The sequence below is a fragment of the Curtobacterium sp. MCPF17_031 genome, from assembly GCF_003234035.1.
Lineage (GTDB): Bacteria > Actinomycetota > Actinomycetes > Actinomycetales > Microbacteriaceae > Curtobacterium.
In genome coordinates this window covers 12,833-28,155 of the sequence record NZ_QKSG01000013.1, presented here as the reverse complement: position 1 = coordinate 28,155, position 15,323 = coordinate 12,833, and the positions used below count along the sequence as shown (strand labels likewise).

Below are 15,323 nucleotides of genomic sequence, written 5' to 3'. Positions count from 1 at the left end.
ATGTCCGATTTGGTTTTGCTAGCCGCTCTTCCGTCATCCGCCCGGTAACCGAGCAGTAACGGAGAGCCGGTTGCGAGGCCTGCGAAGGTGGGAGCAACTGCGTCCATCTTCCCCGTCAGGACGCAGATCTCGCTGCTTCGCCCGTGTCCTGAGGTCGTGCTCATGGGTTCAAATCCCACCGGTACCGCCACAGAAACCCCCGTTCGCACGGGGGTTTTCTTCTTGGGTGGCGCTGGTGCATAGGTGGTGTGTTCCTCCGAGAGGACCGCTTCACCTCGCCGCATCGCCGAGCGTGATGGCGCGGCCGAGGTCAAGGCTCGTCGCGTCGATCGGGTGTCTGTGCTGCCGCGGGTGCCGCGCAGACCGAGGGCGAGTCCGTGCGCCGACTGCACTGGATGAGCATCAACGCAGAGCCTCAGTTCGAGGCCGTCGGCCTGCCGTCCCCCTCCGGCGGACCCACCTCCGCCCGCCGTTGTCAGCGGTTCCGACCCTCGTCCTCCACTCCGCTGCAGACCGGGACGCACCATACGGAGCATCTGCCAGCGCGCCGCAGCGCATCCCGTGGACGTCACCATGGCGTCGATCCCGCCGGTCCCGCACGGGCTGGAACGCAGCGCCGACCCGGCAGCGTTCGACGCGCACGTCGTGCACTTCCTCGGCAGGGTGACGGCGCATCACCAGACGACGTCGCCCTCGGTGGTTCCGCTGATGCCAAGGCGAACGGTGGCAGCAAGCATCGCGACACGGCAGGAAGCCATCAGGCACGAGCCCAGACACCAGCAACGAGATCGGACCAGCCATGACCCTGAATCAGGACACGCCTGATCGCCCAGCGGACGCCCTCACCGGCGCCATCGACCCCTTCACTCCCTACCCGTTCGCCGGGCGGACACTGCGCAACCGCATCGTGATGTCGCCGATGACGCGCAGCCGTTCGCCCGAACCGGCACGGACCGCGACACCGTCGATGGCGCTCTACTACGCTCAGCGTGCCTCTGCTGGCCTCATCGTCACCGAGGGCACGTCGCCCTCCGAGGAGGGTCACGGCTACACGAACACCCCTGGAATCCACTCCGGCGAGCAGGTCGAATCGTGGAAGCAGGTGACCGCTGCAGTCCACGACGAGGGCGGGGTCGTCTTCGCGCAGCTGATGCACGCCGGCCGGATCGGGCATCCGGACATCCGCCCGGACGGCTTACCCCCGATCGGGCCCTCCGCGGTGACGCCGGTGGGCCAGACCTTCACGCATGACGGCATGCAGGACTACGTCGAGCCGCGCGCGTACTCCGAAGCGGGGATCGAGCGGACGATCGCGGATTTCGCCAACGCAGCGCGGAACGCCGTGGAGGCGGGATTCGACGGCGTCGAGCTGCACGGCGCCAGCGGGTACCTCATCCACCAGTTCCTGTCGCCGCACACCAACCGGCGCTCCGACCGGTGGGGAGGTTCCGTCGAGAACCGCATCCGCTTCGCCGTGGAGGTGGCAACAGCGGTCAGCACCGAGATCGGCGCCGAACGTGTCGGCTTCCGGATCTCGCCCGGGATCGCATTGAACGACATCAACGAGGGAACTGACCTGGCGGCCACGTACCTCCCACTCGTGTCCCGGCTCGCAGAGCTCGACCTGGCTCACCTGCACGAGATGGAGTCGGCTGGCCGCATGCTCACCAACGAGATCCGAGCCGCCTGGCCCAACACCTTCATCCTCAACCCGGACACACACCCCCGACCCACCGGTCCGGACGAACTGATCCTGATCGAGGACGGCACCACGGACCTGATGTCGTTCGGGGCGAACTTCATCGCGAATCCGGACCTCCCGGAGCGGCTGCAGAACGGAACGCCGCTCGCCGATCCCGATGGTGCGACGATGTACGGCGGGGGCGACGTGGGTTACATCGACTACCCGCGAGCGTGATCCAGGGCGACGGCGGTGGGTACACGGACAGCATGAGGATCACGCGCCGGTCGCTCTTCCTCTCCCTGGCCGTCGCGGGTCTGGCCTGGATCGTCGGCGTGGTCGTCTTCGGCGCTGCCGACCTGGCCAGCCAGGTGATCGCGGGCGACGACGGGTAGGCCGTGGCCGAGCGCTCCGGCTGGATCGCTTGACACGGCCGGGCGACGGCCCTCCTGATTGGGTGACGGCTCAGGAGGGCCTCTCCGCGTCCGTCAGAGGTACTGCGAAATCGCGTCAGCCACCGCCCGGGGGTTCTCCCGCTGGAGGAAGTGGCCAGTCTCGTCGACCTCGATCAGACGCCGTCCGCCGGCGAAGTACGGCGCGTTCGCGCGCGCGAGTGTCGGCGTCTCGCAGCCGTCGTCCATGCCGTGCAGGAAGGTCGTCGGCGTGGGGATCCGCGGCCAGCCGTCCAGGAACTCCTGGGTCTCGGCGTACACCGCCGCCCCCGGTGCCTCGCCCGTGCCGTGGCGGTAGTAGTGGATGACGTGGTCGGCGAAGTCGTCGGTGCCGACCGCGCGCAGGACCTGGGCGAGCTCTTCGTCGGACAGGGTGATCGCCGGCGACCAGTGCTCCCAGGCCCACCGGACCAGGGCCTCCGGGTCCTGTCGGAACGCGTCGGCACCCGCCTGCGTGCAGAGCCAGTAGCGGTACCACGCGACGGACACCTCGTCGAGCGACTCCTGGCCGTGGAGCAGGGACGACGGACCGTAGGCGGTGGCGACGGTCACCAGGCCGCTGACCGCCTCCGGCGCGAGTGCGGCGACGGCGTGGGCGGCTCGTGCGCCCCAGTCGTGGCCCACCAGGACGACAGGTCCGAGCGCGAGTTCGCGCAGGAGGTCGAGGACGTCAGTCGCCAGCGCGGCGACCTGTGCCGACCGGGCCTCGGGCGCGACGACCCGGCTGCGGCCGACCCCGCGGAGGAACGGGCGGATGATCCGGAGTCCGTTCGGCAGCAGGGAGACGACGCCGTCCCAGGTCCCCGGGTGGTCCGGGAACCCGTGGACCATCACCACGGGTGTGCCGGTCCGGGGGCCCTCGTCGAGGTACTCGACGTCGGTGAAGCGGGTGTGGGCGATCGGCAAGGTCGGTCCTCCGGTTCTTCTGTGCTTCGGTCTGCGGGTGGTGCCGTCCATGGTGCCGAGGGGCCAGGCGACCCGTCGGTCCGACACCCGTTCCCCGTCCAGGACCGGTGGTCCCACCGACGCGGGCGCACGCCGGAGCGGACAGCCTCTGACGATGAACGTCATCGTGCTCCTCTCCGTCTCCGGTCGCCCGCTGTGCTGACGGACCCCGCGAAGGCCGGCGTCCCCCGCCCCGGCGTCCGCGACTGGATCGCCGGCGCCCGTCCGCGCACACTGCCCCTCAGCATCGTCGCGGTGGTCCTCGGCACCGGCGTCGCCGCAGCCGGGGACGTCACCGGGAGCGGGTACTTCGGCCGTGACCACCACCTGCTCATCGCGGTCCTCTGCCTCGTCGTCGCCCTCGGCCTGCAGATCGGCGTGAACTTCACGAACGACTACTCGGACGGCGTGCGCGGGACCGACACGTTCCGTGTCGGCCCGCCACGACTCACCGGGGCCGGGCGTGCGACGCCGGACGCGGTGCTCGACGTCGGGCTGGCCTTCTTCGCGATCGCGGCCGTCGCGGGCCTGGTCATCGTCCTCATCACCCAGCTGTCGTGGATGCTCCTCGTCGGTGCGGTGACGATCGCGGCCGCCTGGTACTACACGGGCGGTCGGCGCCCCTACGGGTACCGAGCACTCGGTGAGGTGTCCGTCTTCGTGTTCTTCGGTCTCGTCGCCGTGCTCGGCACGCAGTTCGTCCAGACCCGGCACGCCACGCTCGAGGGCTTGGTGGGCGCCGTGTCCCTCGGATTGTTCGCGTCCGGCGTGCTCATGGTGAACAACATCCGGGACATCGGGCCCGACCAGCAGGCCGGCAAACGGACGCTCGCCGTCGTCATCGGCGGCCGTGCCGCGAGGACCGCCTACGCGGTGTTCATGCTGCTGCCGTACCTCCTGTTGCTCGTCATCGTCCCGGAGCACCCGCTCGTGCTCATCGCGGCCGTGTCCCTCGTGCTGGCCGTGCCGGCGGTGCTCGCCGGGATTCGCGCGCGGAACGCCCCCGGGCTGATCACGTCGCTCCAGCTGTCCTCGTTCACGTCGCTGGTCCACGGGATCGTCCTCGCCGTGGTGCTCGTCGTCAGCACCGCCCGTTGACGCCCGTCGCCCCAGAACGGGGCGACGGAGCTGCAGCCCGCGTTTCCACTGAGGTGTACCCAGTCCTGCGACGGTTGGGGTCCGATCGTGCTCACCAGACACCGTCGGCGTGCTCGGTCGCACTCGCGCGCACGACGGACCCGTCGGCGGTGACGGCCTCGAGTGCGGGCACCAGGCCGTGCACGGCGGTGCGCGGGACCACGTCCCGCCACCGCGCGCTCCGACGAGGGCCCGCCGTCCTGCCGGGTCGACGATGACGTCGTCCATCCGGCGGCGAGCACGACGGCGTCGCGGCGACGCCGGGTCGCCACGGCTCCCGCGCTCGGATCGACAGCGTGCAACGACCGGTGTCCGTGACGACGTCGGGCATAGCTTCGTCCGCTTCGGTGATTCCACGGGCGCTCGCACGTCGTCTTCCGTCCTACCGTCACCGCATGACCGCTCCTGCAGAACCGCTCACGTTCCCGACGGCCGTGCCGTCGCACCCTGATGCCCTGGGAGCACGGCTCACGCCGGGCAGCCACACGGCCGACGTCAACGGCAACCGTCTCCACTACGTGGTCCGCGGGTCCGGACCCGTCATGCTCTTCCCGTCGCCCGGCTGGGGCCCCTCGATCAGTTACCTGCTCCCGCAGCCGGCCCTGGAGCAGCACTGCACAGTGGTGTACTTCGACACCCGGCACAGCGGTGACTCGACGGGGCCGGAGCAGCCCGACCAGTACACCCTGTCCCACTTCGTCGCCGACATCGACGGTCTCCGCCAGCACCTCGGCGCCCCTCGTGTCTTCCTGGCCGGTCACTCCGCCGGCGGCCAGCAGGTGCTCGCGTACGGCATCGAGCACAGTGAGCACCTGCTCGGGATCATCGCCATCGACGCGATCGCGGCGCCGGACGAGCTGCGCACCCGTGAGCTCCTGGCAGCCATGGAACGACGCCGGACCCACCCCTTCTACGAGACCCGCCCCGGATTCGTCGATGCCGCGATCGCGATGATGACCGGTGCCGACACGACGCCGCGCAGCATCACCGAGACCCTGGACGCCATCGGTCCCTTCTACTTCCACGACCCGGAACTCGCCGCGACCGTGATGCCCACGCTCCAGATCGACGAGACCGCGAACGGGTACGCCAACGCGTCCGGGTTCCAGGGTGACGACGTGCTCGCCGACCTCCACCGGATCGACGTGCCGACGCTGGTGGTCGTCGGTGACGACGACTTCATCTGCGATCCCGTCTCGCAGGCTGCCCGCATCTTCGAGCGCATCGCGGGGTCGACCCTCGCCGTCATCGAGGACAGCGGCCATGTGCCGTGGGCAGAGCAGCCGGAACGCTTCGCCGCGGCCTGCGACGAGTGGCTCGCCACGGTGACGGCCGAGCACGCCTGACCGAGACACGTCCGGGATGCCCTCCCGATCCACTCATCCGCGCGGTACCGGTCTGGTCCGGACTGCGCCCCAGGAAAGGAACCCAGATGACCACCCACCCAACCTCCCGCATCCCGAGCCGTGCCGACTCCTTCGACGTGGAACGCATCAGGACCATCCGTCTCATCGCCGAGCACGCAGAGAACGGCTGGTTCGTCGGTGACGATGAACTCGCCGTCGCCTGGACCGGCGCCGGGACGATCACCGCGAACGGACTCGTCACCGCGCGACCGGACGAGCCCGTCGCCGAGTTCGACCGGCTCCTCAGCCGACTCGGCGACGACCAGCGGGTCCGCGTCGCACAGGTCGGTGCCACCCCCACGGCCGAGCAGGCCCGGTGGGCCGCCGACCGCGGGTACGAGGGGTCCGCGGTGCTGCCGACCATGTCGACGGGACTGCTGGACGAGATCGCGGCGCCTCCGGTCACGCGGGCTGTGCGCCCTGCCGAGCGGTCGCACATCGCGGGCATCCAGCAGTGCATGGCGACCGCTTTCGGGCTGACCGACGTCGCCGGCACAGCACCGTTCGCGAACGACGCCGTGCTCGCCCGTCCGGAGGTGTCGGCGTTCGTGGTCACCGACGACGACGGCCAGGTGGTGTCGACGGGGATGTCCGTCCAGACGTCCCCGACGATCGTCGGCCTGTACGCGATCGGCACGCTGCCGGACCACCAGCGCAACGGCCATGGTGCTGCGATCACCTGGGCCCTGATGCACGCGGCCCGCGAGCAGGGTGCCGAGGTGGCGTACCTCCAGGCGAGCGACGAGGGTGCGCGCGTGTACGAGCGTCTCGGGTTCGAGACCGTCACCACGCGGACCTACTGCTTCTGAGGCACGACGGGAACGGGGAGTCGGCCCGGCGGGAGAGCCGGACCGGCCCCCGACGAGACCGGGGAGCCGGGCCGGCCGTCGCTCAGACCGCGGCAGCCGAGACGGTCGAGAGGACCAGGTCGGCGAGTGCACCCGGCTCGGACAGGAACGGCGAGTGGCTGCTGGCGAGGTGCCGCACCGTGGCACCGGCGTGCGCTGCCATCGCGGCCTGCATCGAGGGCGGGATCGCCTGGTCCTGATCGCAGACCACGTACGTCGTCGGCACGGACCTCCAGCCGGCCCCGCGGACCCGCTCGACGAAGGCGCGTTGCGTCTGCTCGACCATCCGGGCGACGGCGACGGCAGCGCGTTCGTCGGTCAGGTCACCGTAGAACGTGGTCCGCGGATCCGGGACGGTCGGGACGAGGCCGCTGACGTCCTCGGGGTCCGGGACGCCGTGGAGGGTGTACATCGACCCGTCGACGTCCGGTACGTACGCCGCGACGTAGATCAACTGTGTGACACCGGTCGCAGTCGCGGTCGCCTCAGTGGCCGGGATCCCGCCGTAGGAGTGCGCCACGACGACGACGGGACCGGCGATGGCGGCGATGGCGGCCGTGACGGCGTCCGCGTCGTCGTGCATCGACCCGGTCGGTGCCGTTCCGGCGCTGGGGAGGTCGGTGACGACGGTGCGCACTCCGCGGAGGAAGAGCTCACCGCGCAGCGGCAGCCAGGCGTCCGGGTGGTGCCAGGCGCCCTGCACCAGGAGCACCGTGGGGTGGTCGGTTCGTGTGGTCATGCGATTTCCTTCGTCATGTGGCAGACGGCCGGCGGAACGAGCCGAACCACTGCTGTGCGGACAGCTCCTCAGCGACGGCCGAGTCGTGTGCGGGTGCGCCGGAGAGCACCTGCTGGGTGATGGCCTGCATGCCGCCGTGGACGAACATCCTGCTGGCGACCTCGACGTCCACGCTCCGGGGTGTGCGGCCGGCATGCTGCTCTCGGTGCAGCAGCAGCTCTGCATGCCGGACGAAGACCTCGAGTTGGTCGTCCCAGAACCGTCGGGTGTCCGCGTCGTAGGCCGCGACCTCCACCACGGCCCGGAGGAGCGGGGCTCTGTCCCGGTAGTGGGCCAGGATCTGGCGCATGATCGCGCTCAGGTCCTGCAGCGCGGACACGGCGGAAGGGTCCCAGTCTGCGAGGAGTCCGAAGGACGAGTCGCCGAGGTCCGCCGCGCAGCGGCGCAGAAGCTGCGTCTTGTCGGGGAAGTGGGCGTAGAAGCTCGACCTGGCGACGCCAGCAGCCTCGACGATCGCACCGACGCTCAGCTCGGTGAACAGCGCCCCGCCCGCCAGGAGGTCCTGCGTGGCGGAGAGAAGGCGCGACTCGACCGAGGAGGGCGAGGGGGCCTTGGAAGCGGAACGCGTCACGGAGGGCATGGCAGCAGCGTAGCGCACATCGGACAGCTTGTCCGGACAGGCTGTCCGATGCTCGTGCTACGGTTCACTCGATCGGACAACCTGTCCGGACACACTGTCCGAACAATGCCGAAGACCCGAGGAGCTCCCGATGGACACAGATCACCACGACAACACCGGCGACCACCACGACACGTCACCGGAGCGCCGGACGACCGCCGCGGACGTCCTGGCCGGCGTCGACCTGACCGGGCGGAGGTACCTGGTCACCGGGGGTGGGTCCGGTCTCGGCCTCGCCTCCGTGGAGGCACTCGTCGGCGCCGGAGCTGCCGTCACCATCGCGACGCGGGACCCGTCGAACGTCGACGCCCTCGCCCGGTCGGGAGACGTCGACGTCCGGCAACTGGACCTGGCCGACCTCGATTCCGTCCGGTCGTTCGTCCGTGCGTGGGACCGCCCGCTCGACGGCCTGATCGCGAACGCGGGGGTGATGGCACTCCCAGACCGCCGGTTGTCGGCGAGCGGCTGGGAGATGCAGCTCGCCACGAACCACCTCGGGCACTTCGCGCTCGCACTCGGACTGCACGAGCACCTCGTCGCCGCGGGGGACGCGCGCATCGTCGTGGTGAGCTCCGGGGCGCAGCTCCTCGCGCCGCTCGACCTCGACGACCCGCACTTCGCCCGTCGCCCGTACGACCCCTGGGTCGCGTACGCCCAGTCGAAGACCGCCGACGTGCTCATGGCGGTCGGGATGGCCAGGCGGTGGGCCGGCGACGGCATCACCGCCAACGCGGTCGCGCCGGGATGGATCCGGACCCGTCTGCAGCGGCACGTGGACCCGGTCAGCCTGCGGTCGATGGGTGTCTACGAGGAGGACGGGAAGGTGCACACGCCGGCGTTCTTCAAGACGACGGCACAGGGCGCAGCGGACCAGGTGTCGCTCGTGGCCGCGCCGGCCACGGCGCACGTGACCGGTCGGTACTTCGAGGACGGACGACCCGCCGCGGTCGTCGAGGGCGGCACGGGTCTGCAGAGCGGCGTCGCGTCCTGGTCCATCGACCCGGACACCGCAGACGGCCTCTGGGAACTCGGGCTCGCAGCGATCGAGTGAGCGAGGACCCGATCCCGCGCGACGGACGAACCGGCACGACGACACCGTCACGACGACACCGTCGGCCGACACCAGGAGGACCCACACCATGCTCGACCCCTCGACGGAGCGCCAGCCCGTCACCAACTCCCGCATCGCCATGCGCGCCCGCCCGACGGGGCCCCTGCAGCTGCAGCACTTCGAGCGGCACGACGAGCCGCTCCGGGACGTGCTGCCGGACGAGGTCCTCGTCGAGAACGAGATGCTGTCCGTCGCTGCAGCGGCACGCGCGTCGATGGAGATGGACACCTACCGACCGCAGCTCGTCGTCGGCGAGACCATCCCGAGCACGGTGATCGGCCGGGTCCTCCGGGGACCGGAGGACGGGCCGGCCGTGGGGTCGCTCGTCGCCGGGTTCGCGGGGTGGGAGCGGTACTCGATCATGCGAGCGGACCAGCTCCGGGTGCTGGAGACGCCGGCTCCGATCGAGCAGTACCTCAGCGTCCTCGGGCAGAACGGCCTGACCGCCTACTTCGGGCTCACCACGGTCGGGAGGGTCGCCGCCGGCGAGACGGTCGTGGTGTCCGGCGCTGCCGGGGGTGTCGGGCACCTGGCGGGACAGATCGCTCGCGCGCTGGGTGCGCGTGTGGTCGGGATCACCAGTTCCGACGACAAGAACACCGCCCTCATCGGACGCCTGGGGTTCGACGCGGCGGTGAACCGTCGGTCGAGCACGTTCCTCGACGACCTGACCCGAGCCGTGCCGTCGGGCATCGACGTCTACTTCGACAACGTGGCGGGCCCGGTGACCGCAGGGGTCCTGCCCCGGATGAACCGGCACGGGCGCATCGTCTGCTCCGGAGCGACGTCCGCGTACCAGGGCGGTGCTCGCGGTGTCACCGGGTTCGAGGACCTGGCGCTCACGGCGATCACGAGGAGCCTCCGCCTCGAGGGGTTCCTCGTCGGCGACTTCCGCGCGGAGTGGACCGAGGCGACCTCTGTCCTCAGGGCGTGGCGGCGTAGCGGCAGGATCACGTCGATCGAGACGATCACGACCGGCCTCGACAGTGCTCCGGCAGCGCTCCTGGAACTGCTCGACGGGCAGAACCTGGGGCAGTTCGGCGTCGCGCTCCGGGCATGACGAGCGCCCGACCGTCCCCGGGTGTTCCGTGCTCCCACGATGACCGGGGCAGTGGTGCTGGGCCTCTGTCGACAGCCGTCGATCAGGGGAGCGTGGACCGCTCGCTGAGCGTGAACTCGTTGCCCTCCGGGTCGAGGAACTCCCACGTGGTGGTCCCGCTCGGCCCGCCTGCGGTGCGGATGAACGGCACATGCATCTCGAACAACCGACCGAGGTGCGCGTCGGTGTCGTCCGAGACGAACCGGAACGAGATGCGGTTGCGCCAGATCTTCGGCTCCTCGGTCCGCGTGAACACGAGCGACGGGATCCGGTTGCTCGTCACGAGCGAAGCGCTGTCCGTCGTCGAGCCCGGGTTGACCGGGACGCCGAGGACCGCGGACCAGAACCACGCGAGCGCGAGCGGGTCGGCGGCGTCGATCTGGATGGTGTTCAACGACAGCGGGGCGGTCGAGATCGATCCGGCGACGTCCATGAGTGCTTCCTCCCGGTGGCCAGGACGTCCCTCGCGACGGTCGAGGGCTGCGGGCCACCGGCTGATCCTCACCGGTCCGCCGGTCGTTCCGCATCAGTGGGACCACGGTGGGGGGCGCACGGTTGTTCACCGGACCGTCATCTCCCCGATCTTTGACACAAATTCGAGTGCCACTCGGTTGATGTAACGTCATCCATCGAATTGCATGGTCTACAACAAAGGAACAACGTGATGCAGCAGCACGGACAGGACGACCCGATGGGCCTTGCCCCGGAACGCCGAGGGCTGCTGGCGCGGGCGGTCACCGCAGCGACCACTTCCGGGGGACGGCTCATGCTGGTCGGCGAGCCCGGGATCGGAAAGTCCCACTTGATCGACACCGTGGTCCGACGGATCAACACCCGCCGGACGGTGCTCTTCGTGCGCCCGACCGAGGGCGACCGGCAACCGTTCGCCGGCCTCCGAGACCTCCTCGCACCGGTTCCGGACGCGGTCTTCCGGCAGCTGCCGACGGGACAGCGGGAGTCCCTCCTCGCGGTGCTCGGCCGCGGAACGGGCTCGGGGATCAACTCGGTCATGGTCCAGGCCGGGGTCACGCAGGTATTCACGACCCTCGCCAGGGACGGCGCGACGCTCGTCATCGACGAGTGGCAGTGGCTCGACCCGGAGACCCGCCGGACGGTGGAGCGGGCGTTCCTGCGGCAGGCCGTGGGGTCCACGCTCGCCGTGGTCGCCGCACGGCGTGCCGACGGAGGGCCGGAGGACCTCGCCGTCCGCCCGCTCTTCGCGCCGACCGACGTCGCGGCGGTCGTCCCCCTCGGGGCGACGTCCGTCCGCCGGGTCGTCGCTGATGCCGGACTCGGAGGACTCACGCCGTCCACGCTCGCGGAGGTCGCCGAGGCGAGCGGCGGCAACCCGCTCTGGGCCATCGAGCTCGCCGCCGCCCGGGCGGAGGGAGACCTCCGTCGGTGGGCGACCGGGTCCGTCGTCGAGGCGGTCGCGCACCGCGTCGCCGCACTCCCCGAGTCGGTCCGCGCGGTGCTCCAGCTCGTCGCGGTGCTCGGATCGGCGGAGGTCGACGACCTCGCCCTCATCTGCCCGAGCGCAGCTACCGCCCTGGCGGACGGCGCCGGTCGGCGGGTGTTCCGGTACGAGGCCGGTCGGGCCGCCGCCGCGCACCCGTTGCTCGCGGCCGCCGCGCTCCAGGCGCTCTCCGCCGAGGAGGAACGGGCCCTCCACGCGACCGTCGCGGAGCTCCCGCTGCCCGCGACACGACGCCTCGAGCACCGGGACGCCGGGACACCGCCCGGCGCCGATGAGCAGCTCGCAGCGGAACTCGCGGACGCGGCCGGTCGTGCGCGCCGAGCGGGTGCGACCGAGACCGCGCTCCGGCTCGCCTGGCGGGCACTCGCACGGACCGAGCACGCGTCGGCCGGTCGTGCGCTCCGCGTCGCGGACTCGGCGGAGCTGGCGTTCGCGGTGGGTGACCCCGCACTCGCACTCGAGGTCATGGCGGAGCTCGACGTCGAGACGCTCGACGTGCCCACCTACGACCGCGTGATCGCGGTCCTCGTCCAAGCAGTCGAGCGGACCGGTGGGCATGGTGCCGTGGACCGTCGCCTGAACGCTCTGCAACGGGTCGCACACGTCGGCAGCGTCCGGTGGAACATCCTCGAGACCTGGCGCTTGGCGTCGATGCCGGGCCACGACGACGCCTCTGGTGCGCGGCTCATCGGCATGAAGGACCTCCTCTCGCGCGACGACGCTCCGCGTGCGCGCCGCGCCGCGCTGTCCTGGGCGGCCTACTTCCGCCTCGACCGAGGTGACGGCGTCGACGACGCGTTCCTCGCGGAGCTCCGCGCCAGCGAGCGTTCTTCCGGCATCCCCGCGCTCGAGGACACCGCGGACGCGCTGGAAGCGCTGTGGCCGTACCAGGCTGACGACCTCGTCCGGTCGCGCGCGAACCTGGGCTCATTCGTCCGGGCCGCGAAGACCGCCGGCGAGGTGTACGCGATCGTCCAGGGCCTGTCACACTCGTCGATCGTCGAGACGCTCGCCGGGCAGCTGTCGGTGGCCGACGACCTGCTGGAGCAGGGCGAGCACGAAGCCCGATCACTGACGCTGCTCCCGCCCAGCCTGTACCGAGCCAGAGGGCTCATGGCGCTCGCACAGAACGACCGTGAGGCGCTCGACGAGCTCCTCCTCACCCCTCTCAGCCCGGCGGCAGAGGGCCGCGGGGCGCTGCTCCGGATCGGCATCTCGGGGCTCGACAACGCCTGGTCGGAGCGCTGGGGCGAAGCACTCGAGGACCTCGAGGCGGCGTACTCGGCCGCTCGGCGACACGGCATCGACGAACCGGGCAAGCGGCTCTGGATCGACGTCGAACTCGTCCGCGCCCTCGTGCACGCCGGTGACGTCCACCGCGCCACCGCGGTCATCACCGACCTGGCCGAACTGGGCCGTCGGCCCGGTCGGACACACGCCCGCGGGCAGGCGCTCCGCTTGCAGGCTCTCGTCGCGGCGCACCTCGGCGACGAGGAGCGCGCCCTCCGGCTCTCGAGCCAAGGGCTCGCCGATCTCCGCCGCGGTGGGTTCCGCCCGGAGGTCCTCCGCGCCGAGCTCGAACAGATCGCGATCCTGTTGCGCGCCGACCAGGCCGCGCGCGGCCTGCACGTCCTGGAGACCGCCACGGAACTGGCAGGCCGGATCGGTGACCCGCGCTTGCTCGCGCGGACGGAGGCGGCACGGGCCCGCCTGGAGGAGGCTGACGGCAGGGCCCGCCTGACCCCCGCGGAACAGCGCGTGGCGTGGGCGGCGGCTGCCGGGCAGTCGAACCGGGAGGTCGCCGCGTCGTTGTTCCTCAGCGTGCGGACGGTCGAGACCCATCTCGCCGCGGTCTACCGGAAGCTCGGGGTGCGGTCGCGCACGCAGCTGGCGCTGAACCTCCACGAGGTCGCGTCGGTACAGTCGGCGTGAGCCACCGCGTGCACCGACTCCTGCCTGCCGCTGTCAGTGGCAGGAGGAACCGGTGTCAGCGATGTCGTTGACGGCGTGCAGCATCCCGCACAGGAGGTGCTCGTACACGGCGACGACCGGCGTGGAGGCCTCGTTCGCGATCTGCAGCGGCTGCACGCCGAACGCGATCGACGAGCCGATCAGGACGACGAGCGCAGGCGCAACGATCCAGGCGCCGCACGCAGGCCTTCTCGGAGCCGGAGCGGCTCCACCTGCCGTTGGTTCGATGTCTGGTTCCACGGTGTCAACAGGACCATCCGCGCATGTGTCACCGCATCAGTACTCGTACGCATGGTGATTGCGAGGATCTACTGAGGCGGTGGCGCCGGATACCCGCGAACATCGCGACCATGCCTTCGTTCCTCTTGTGCGCACCGCCCATGCACGGTCACGTCATGCCCGTGATCGAACTCGGACGGGGGCTCCTGAGCCGAGGAGCCGACGTCACCGTGCTGACCGGGCGCCGGTACGAGGACGCCGTGCTCCGCTCTGGTCTCACCTTCGAGCCCCTCCCAGCCGAGGCCGACTACGACGACAGCGACCTGGAGGAGTGGCTCCCCGGTCGGCAAGCGATCAAGGGCCTCGCCGCGATGCGCCACGAGGTGATCGGCATGTTCGCTCGGGTGCTCCCCGGCCAATGGCGTGCCGTCCGGGCGCTGCTCGCTTCGCACCGGTTCGACGGGATCATCGGCGATGCCACCTTCACGGGGCTCGCTCCGTACTCGTCGCGTCCGGCTGCCGAGCGGTTGCCGGTCATCGGGGTGTCCCCCATCCCGGTCGTGATGACCAGTGTCGACACCGGACCGTTCGGCCTGGTGCTCGCGCCCGCGAAGACCGCCGTCGGCCGTCTCCGGAACCGAGCACTGACCAGCTTCCTGCTCCGCGGCCCGCTGAGACCGATCGGGATCGCTGTGGACGAGGCGTTGGCCGAGGTCGGCGAGCCGCCCACCACGGTCTCGTTCTACGACTACCCCTACGTCTCCTACGACCGGCTGTTCCAGCTCAGCATCGCGGAGCTCGAGTACCCGCGCCGGGACCTGCCGGACACGGTCCGCTTCGTCGGTCCGATGCGCCATCGGCACCGCGTGAGCACCGGGGTGCCGGGCTGGTGGGCGGACCTCGACTCCGGCCGCCCGGTCGTGCACGTGTCGCAGGGCACCATGGACAACCGTGACCTCGGGCGGGTCATCGTCCCGACGCTCCGTGCTCTCGCAGACGAGGACGTCCTCGTCGTCGCCGCGACCGGTGGCCGCCCGGTCGACGACGTCGTCCGTGCCATGGGGGGCCGTCTCCCAGCCAACGCCCGGGTCGAGGAGTACGTACCGTACGACGAACTCCTGCCGAGGTGCGCCGTGTTCGTGACGAACGGGGGATTCGGCGGCGTCCAACGGGCCATCGCGGCCGGTCTCCCGCTGGTGGTGGCTGGTGCCACCGAGGACAAGCCGGAGATCGCGGCACGCGTCCAATGGGCCGGGTGCGGGATCGACCTCCGCACCGGGACACCCACACCGGAACAGGTCCGCGGAGCTGTTCGACGGGTGCTGGCCGACGACCGCACACGTCGTGGCAGCGAGTTCCTGCGCGACCGGATGAACGCCCTCCCGGACCCGGTCGACGTCATCTGGGACACCCTGGCAGAACTCACCACCGCCGGGTCCTCCCGCGGGACCGGTCAGCAGGAACCGACAGCCATGCGCCGCCCGATCGGGCCGGGTGAGGGCTGGGACTCGGGCCTCGCCTGACCCACCATCGCCTCGACGTCGACCCCGGGCCCCGGA

At 70.9% G+C, this 15,323-nt stretch carries 14 protein-coding genes; 9 read left to right on the top strand and 5 right to left on the bottom strand.

From position 1 onward, the window contains the following. The first annotated feature begins 799 nt into the window (after nt 1-799). Both DEJ31_RS15710 and DEJ31_RS17670 read left to right on the top strand, forming a co-directional pair. Nucleotides 800-1,918, top strand: a complete 1,119-nt coding sequence (locus DEJ31_RS15710) for an alkene reductase (protein ID WP_111122331.1) — start codon at nt 800-802, stop codon at nt 1,916-1,918. 32 nt (nt 1,919-1,950) lie between these two features. Continuing rightward, the gene (locus DEJ31_RS17670) at nt 1,951-2,076 is read left to right on the top strand and encodes a hypothetical protein (RefSeq protein WP_258366341.1); all 126 of its coding nucleotides are present in this window, start codon (nt 1,951-1,953) and stop codon (nt 2,074-2,076) included. Nucleotides 2,077-2,169: 93 nt separating this feature from the next. On the opposite strand, the gene DEJ31_RS15705 is transcribed toward DEJ31_RS17670, so the two are convergent. Next, complete coding sequence (locus DEJ31_RS15705) at nt 2,170-3,039, bottom strand: alpha/beta fold hydrolase (protein ID WP_181433550.1); 870 nt, start codon at nt 3,037-3,039, stop codon at nt 2,170-2,172. A 195-nt stretch (nt 3,040-3,234) separates the two neighbouring features. Here DEJ31_RS15705 and DEJ31_RS15700 point away from each other — a divergent pair, with 195 nt between their 5' ends. From DEJ31_RS15700 to DEJ31_RS15690, 3 genes are all read left to right on the top strand, one after another. Beyond that, nucleotides 3,235-4,176 carry a 1,4-dihydroxy-2-naphthoate polyprenyltransferase gene (locus DEJ31_RS15700; RefSeq protein WP_111122329.1) on the top strand — a complete coding sequence of 314 codons (942 nt, stop codon included), beginning with the start codon at nt 3,235-3,237 and terminating at the stop codon, nt 4,174-4,176. Nucleotides 4,177-4,610: 434 nt separating this feature from the next. Then, the gene (locus DEJ31_RS15695) at nt 4,611-5,561 is read left to right on the top strand and encodes an alpha/beta fold hydrolase (protein WP_111122328.1); all 951 of its coding nucleotides are present in this window, start codon (nt 4,611-4,613) and stop codon (nt 5,559-5,561) included. Between the two features lie 86 nt (nt 5,562-5,647). After that, nucleotides 5,648-6,430, top strand: coding sequence for a GNAT family N-acetyltransferase (locus tag DEJ31_RS15690; RefSeq protein ID WP_111122327.1), 783 nt, complete (start codon nt 5,648-5,650; stop codon nt 6,428-6,430). Between the two features lie 82 nt (nt 6,431-6,512). Here DEJ31_RS15690 and DEJ31_RS15685 read toward each other — a convergent pair whose 3' ends face one another. Both DEJ31_RS15685 and DEJ31_RS15680 read right to left on the bottom strand, forming a co-directional pair. Continuing rightward, a complete protein-coding gene (locus DEJ31_RS15685) occupies nt 6,513-7,208 on the bottom strand; it encodes an alpha/beta hydrolase (RefSeq protein WP_181421583.1) in 696 nt (231 codons plus the stop codon). 13 nt (nt 7,209-7,221) lie between these two features. Further along, on the bottom strand, nt 7,222-7,848 hold the full coding sequence (locus DEJ31_RS15680; protein WP_111122325.1) for a TetR/AcrR family transcriptional regulator: 627 nt from the start codon (nt 7,846-7,848) through the stop codon (nt 7,222-7,224). A gap of 130 nt (nt 7,849-7,978) precedes the next feature. Here DEJ31_RS15680 and DEJ31_RS15675 point away from each other — a divergent pair, with 130 nt between their 5' ends. Both DEJ31_RS15675 and DEJ31_RS15670 read left to right on the top strand, forming a co-directional pair. Continuing rightward, nucleotides 7,979-8,938: an SDR family NAD(P)-dependent oxidoreductase gene (locus tag DEJ31_RS15675; RefSeq protein ID WP_111044445.1), complete on the top strand. Its 960-nt coding sequence runs from the start codon at nt 7,979-7,981 to the stop codon at nt 8,936-8,938. 88 nt (nt 8,939-9,026) lie between these two features. Then, the gene (locus DEJ31_RS15670; protein ID WP_111122324.1) at nt 9,027-10,058 is read left to right on the top strand and encodes an NADP-dependent oxidoreductase; all 1,032 of its coding nucleotides are present in this window, start codon (nt 9,027-9,029) and stop codon (nt 10,056-10,058) included. 82 nt (nt 10,059-10,140) lie between these two features. On the opposite strand, the gene DEJ31_RS15665 is transcribed toward DEJ31_RS15670, so the two are convergent. Then, nucleotides 10,141-10,530, bottom strand: coding sequence for a VOC family protein (locus DEJ31_RS15665; RefSeq protein ID WP_220033194.1), 390 nt, complete (start codon nt 10,528-10,530; stop codon nt 10,141-10,143). Between the two features lie 231 nt (nt 10,531-10,761). Here DEJ31_RS15665 and DEJ31_RS15660 point away from each other — a divergent pair, with 231 nt between their 5' ends. Continuing rightward, nucleotides 10,762-13,506, top strand: a complete 2,745-nt coding sequence (locus DEJ31_RS15660) for a LuxR family transcriptional regulator (RefSeq protein ID WP_111122323.1) — start codon at nt 10,762-10,764, stop codon at nt 13,504-13,506. A 33-nt stretch (nt 13,507-13,539) separates the two neighbouring features. Here DEJ31_RS15660 and DEJ31_RS17665 read toward each other — a convergent pair whose 3' ends face one another. After that, entirely contained in the window at nt 13,540-13,662 is a 123-nt protein-coding gene (locus DEJ31_RS17665; protein ID WP_258366340.1) for a hypothetical protein, read from the bottom strand. Nucleotides 13,663-13,940: 278 nt separating this feature from the next. Here DEJ31_RS17665 and DEJ31_RS15655 point away from each other — a divergent pair, with 278 nt between their 5' ends. Then, nucleotides 13,941-15,287, top strand: coding sequence for a nucleotide disphospho-sugar-binding domain-containing protein (locus tag DEJ31_RS15655; RefSeq protein ID WP_258366339.1), 1,347 nt, complete (start codon nt 13,941-13,943; stop codon nt 15,285-15,287). Nucleotides 15,288-15,323 lie beyond the last annotated feature (36 nt).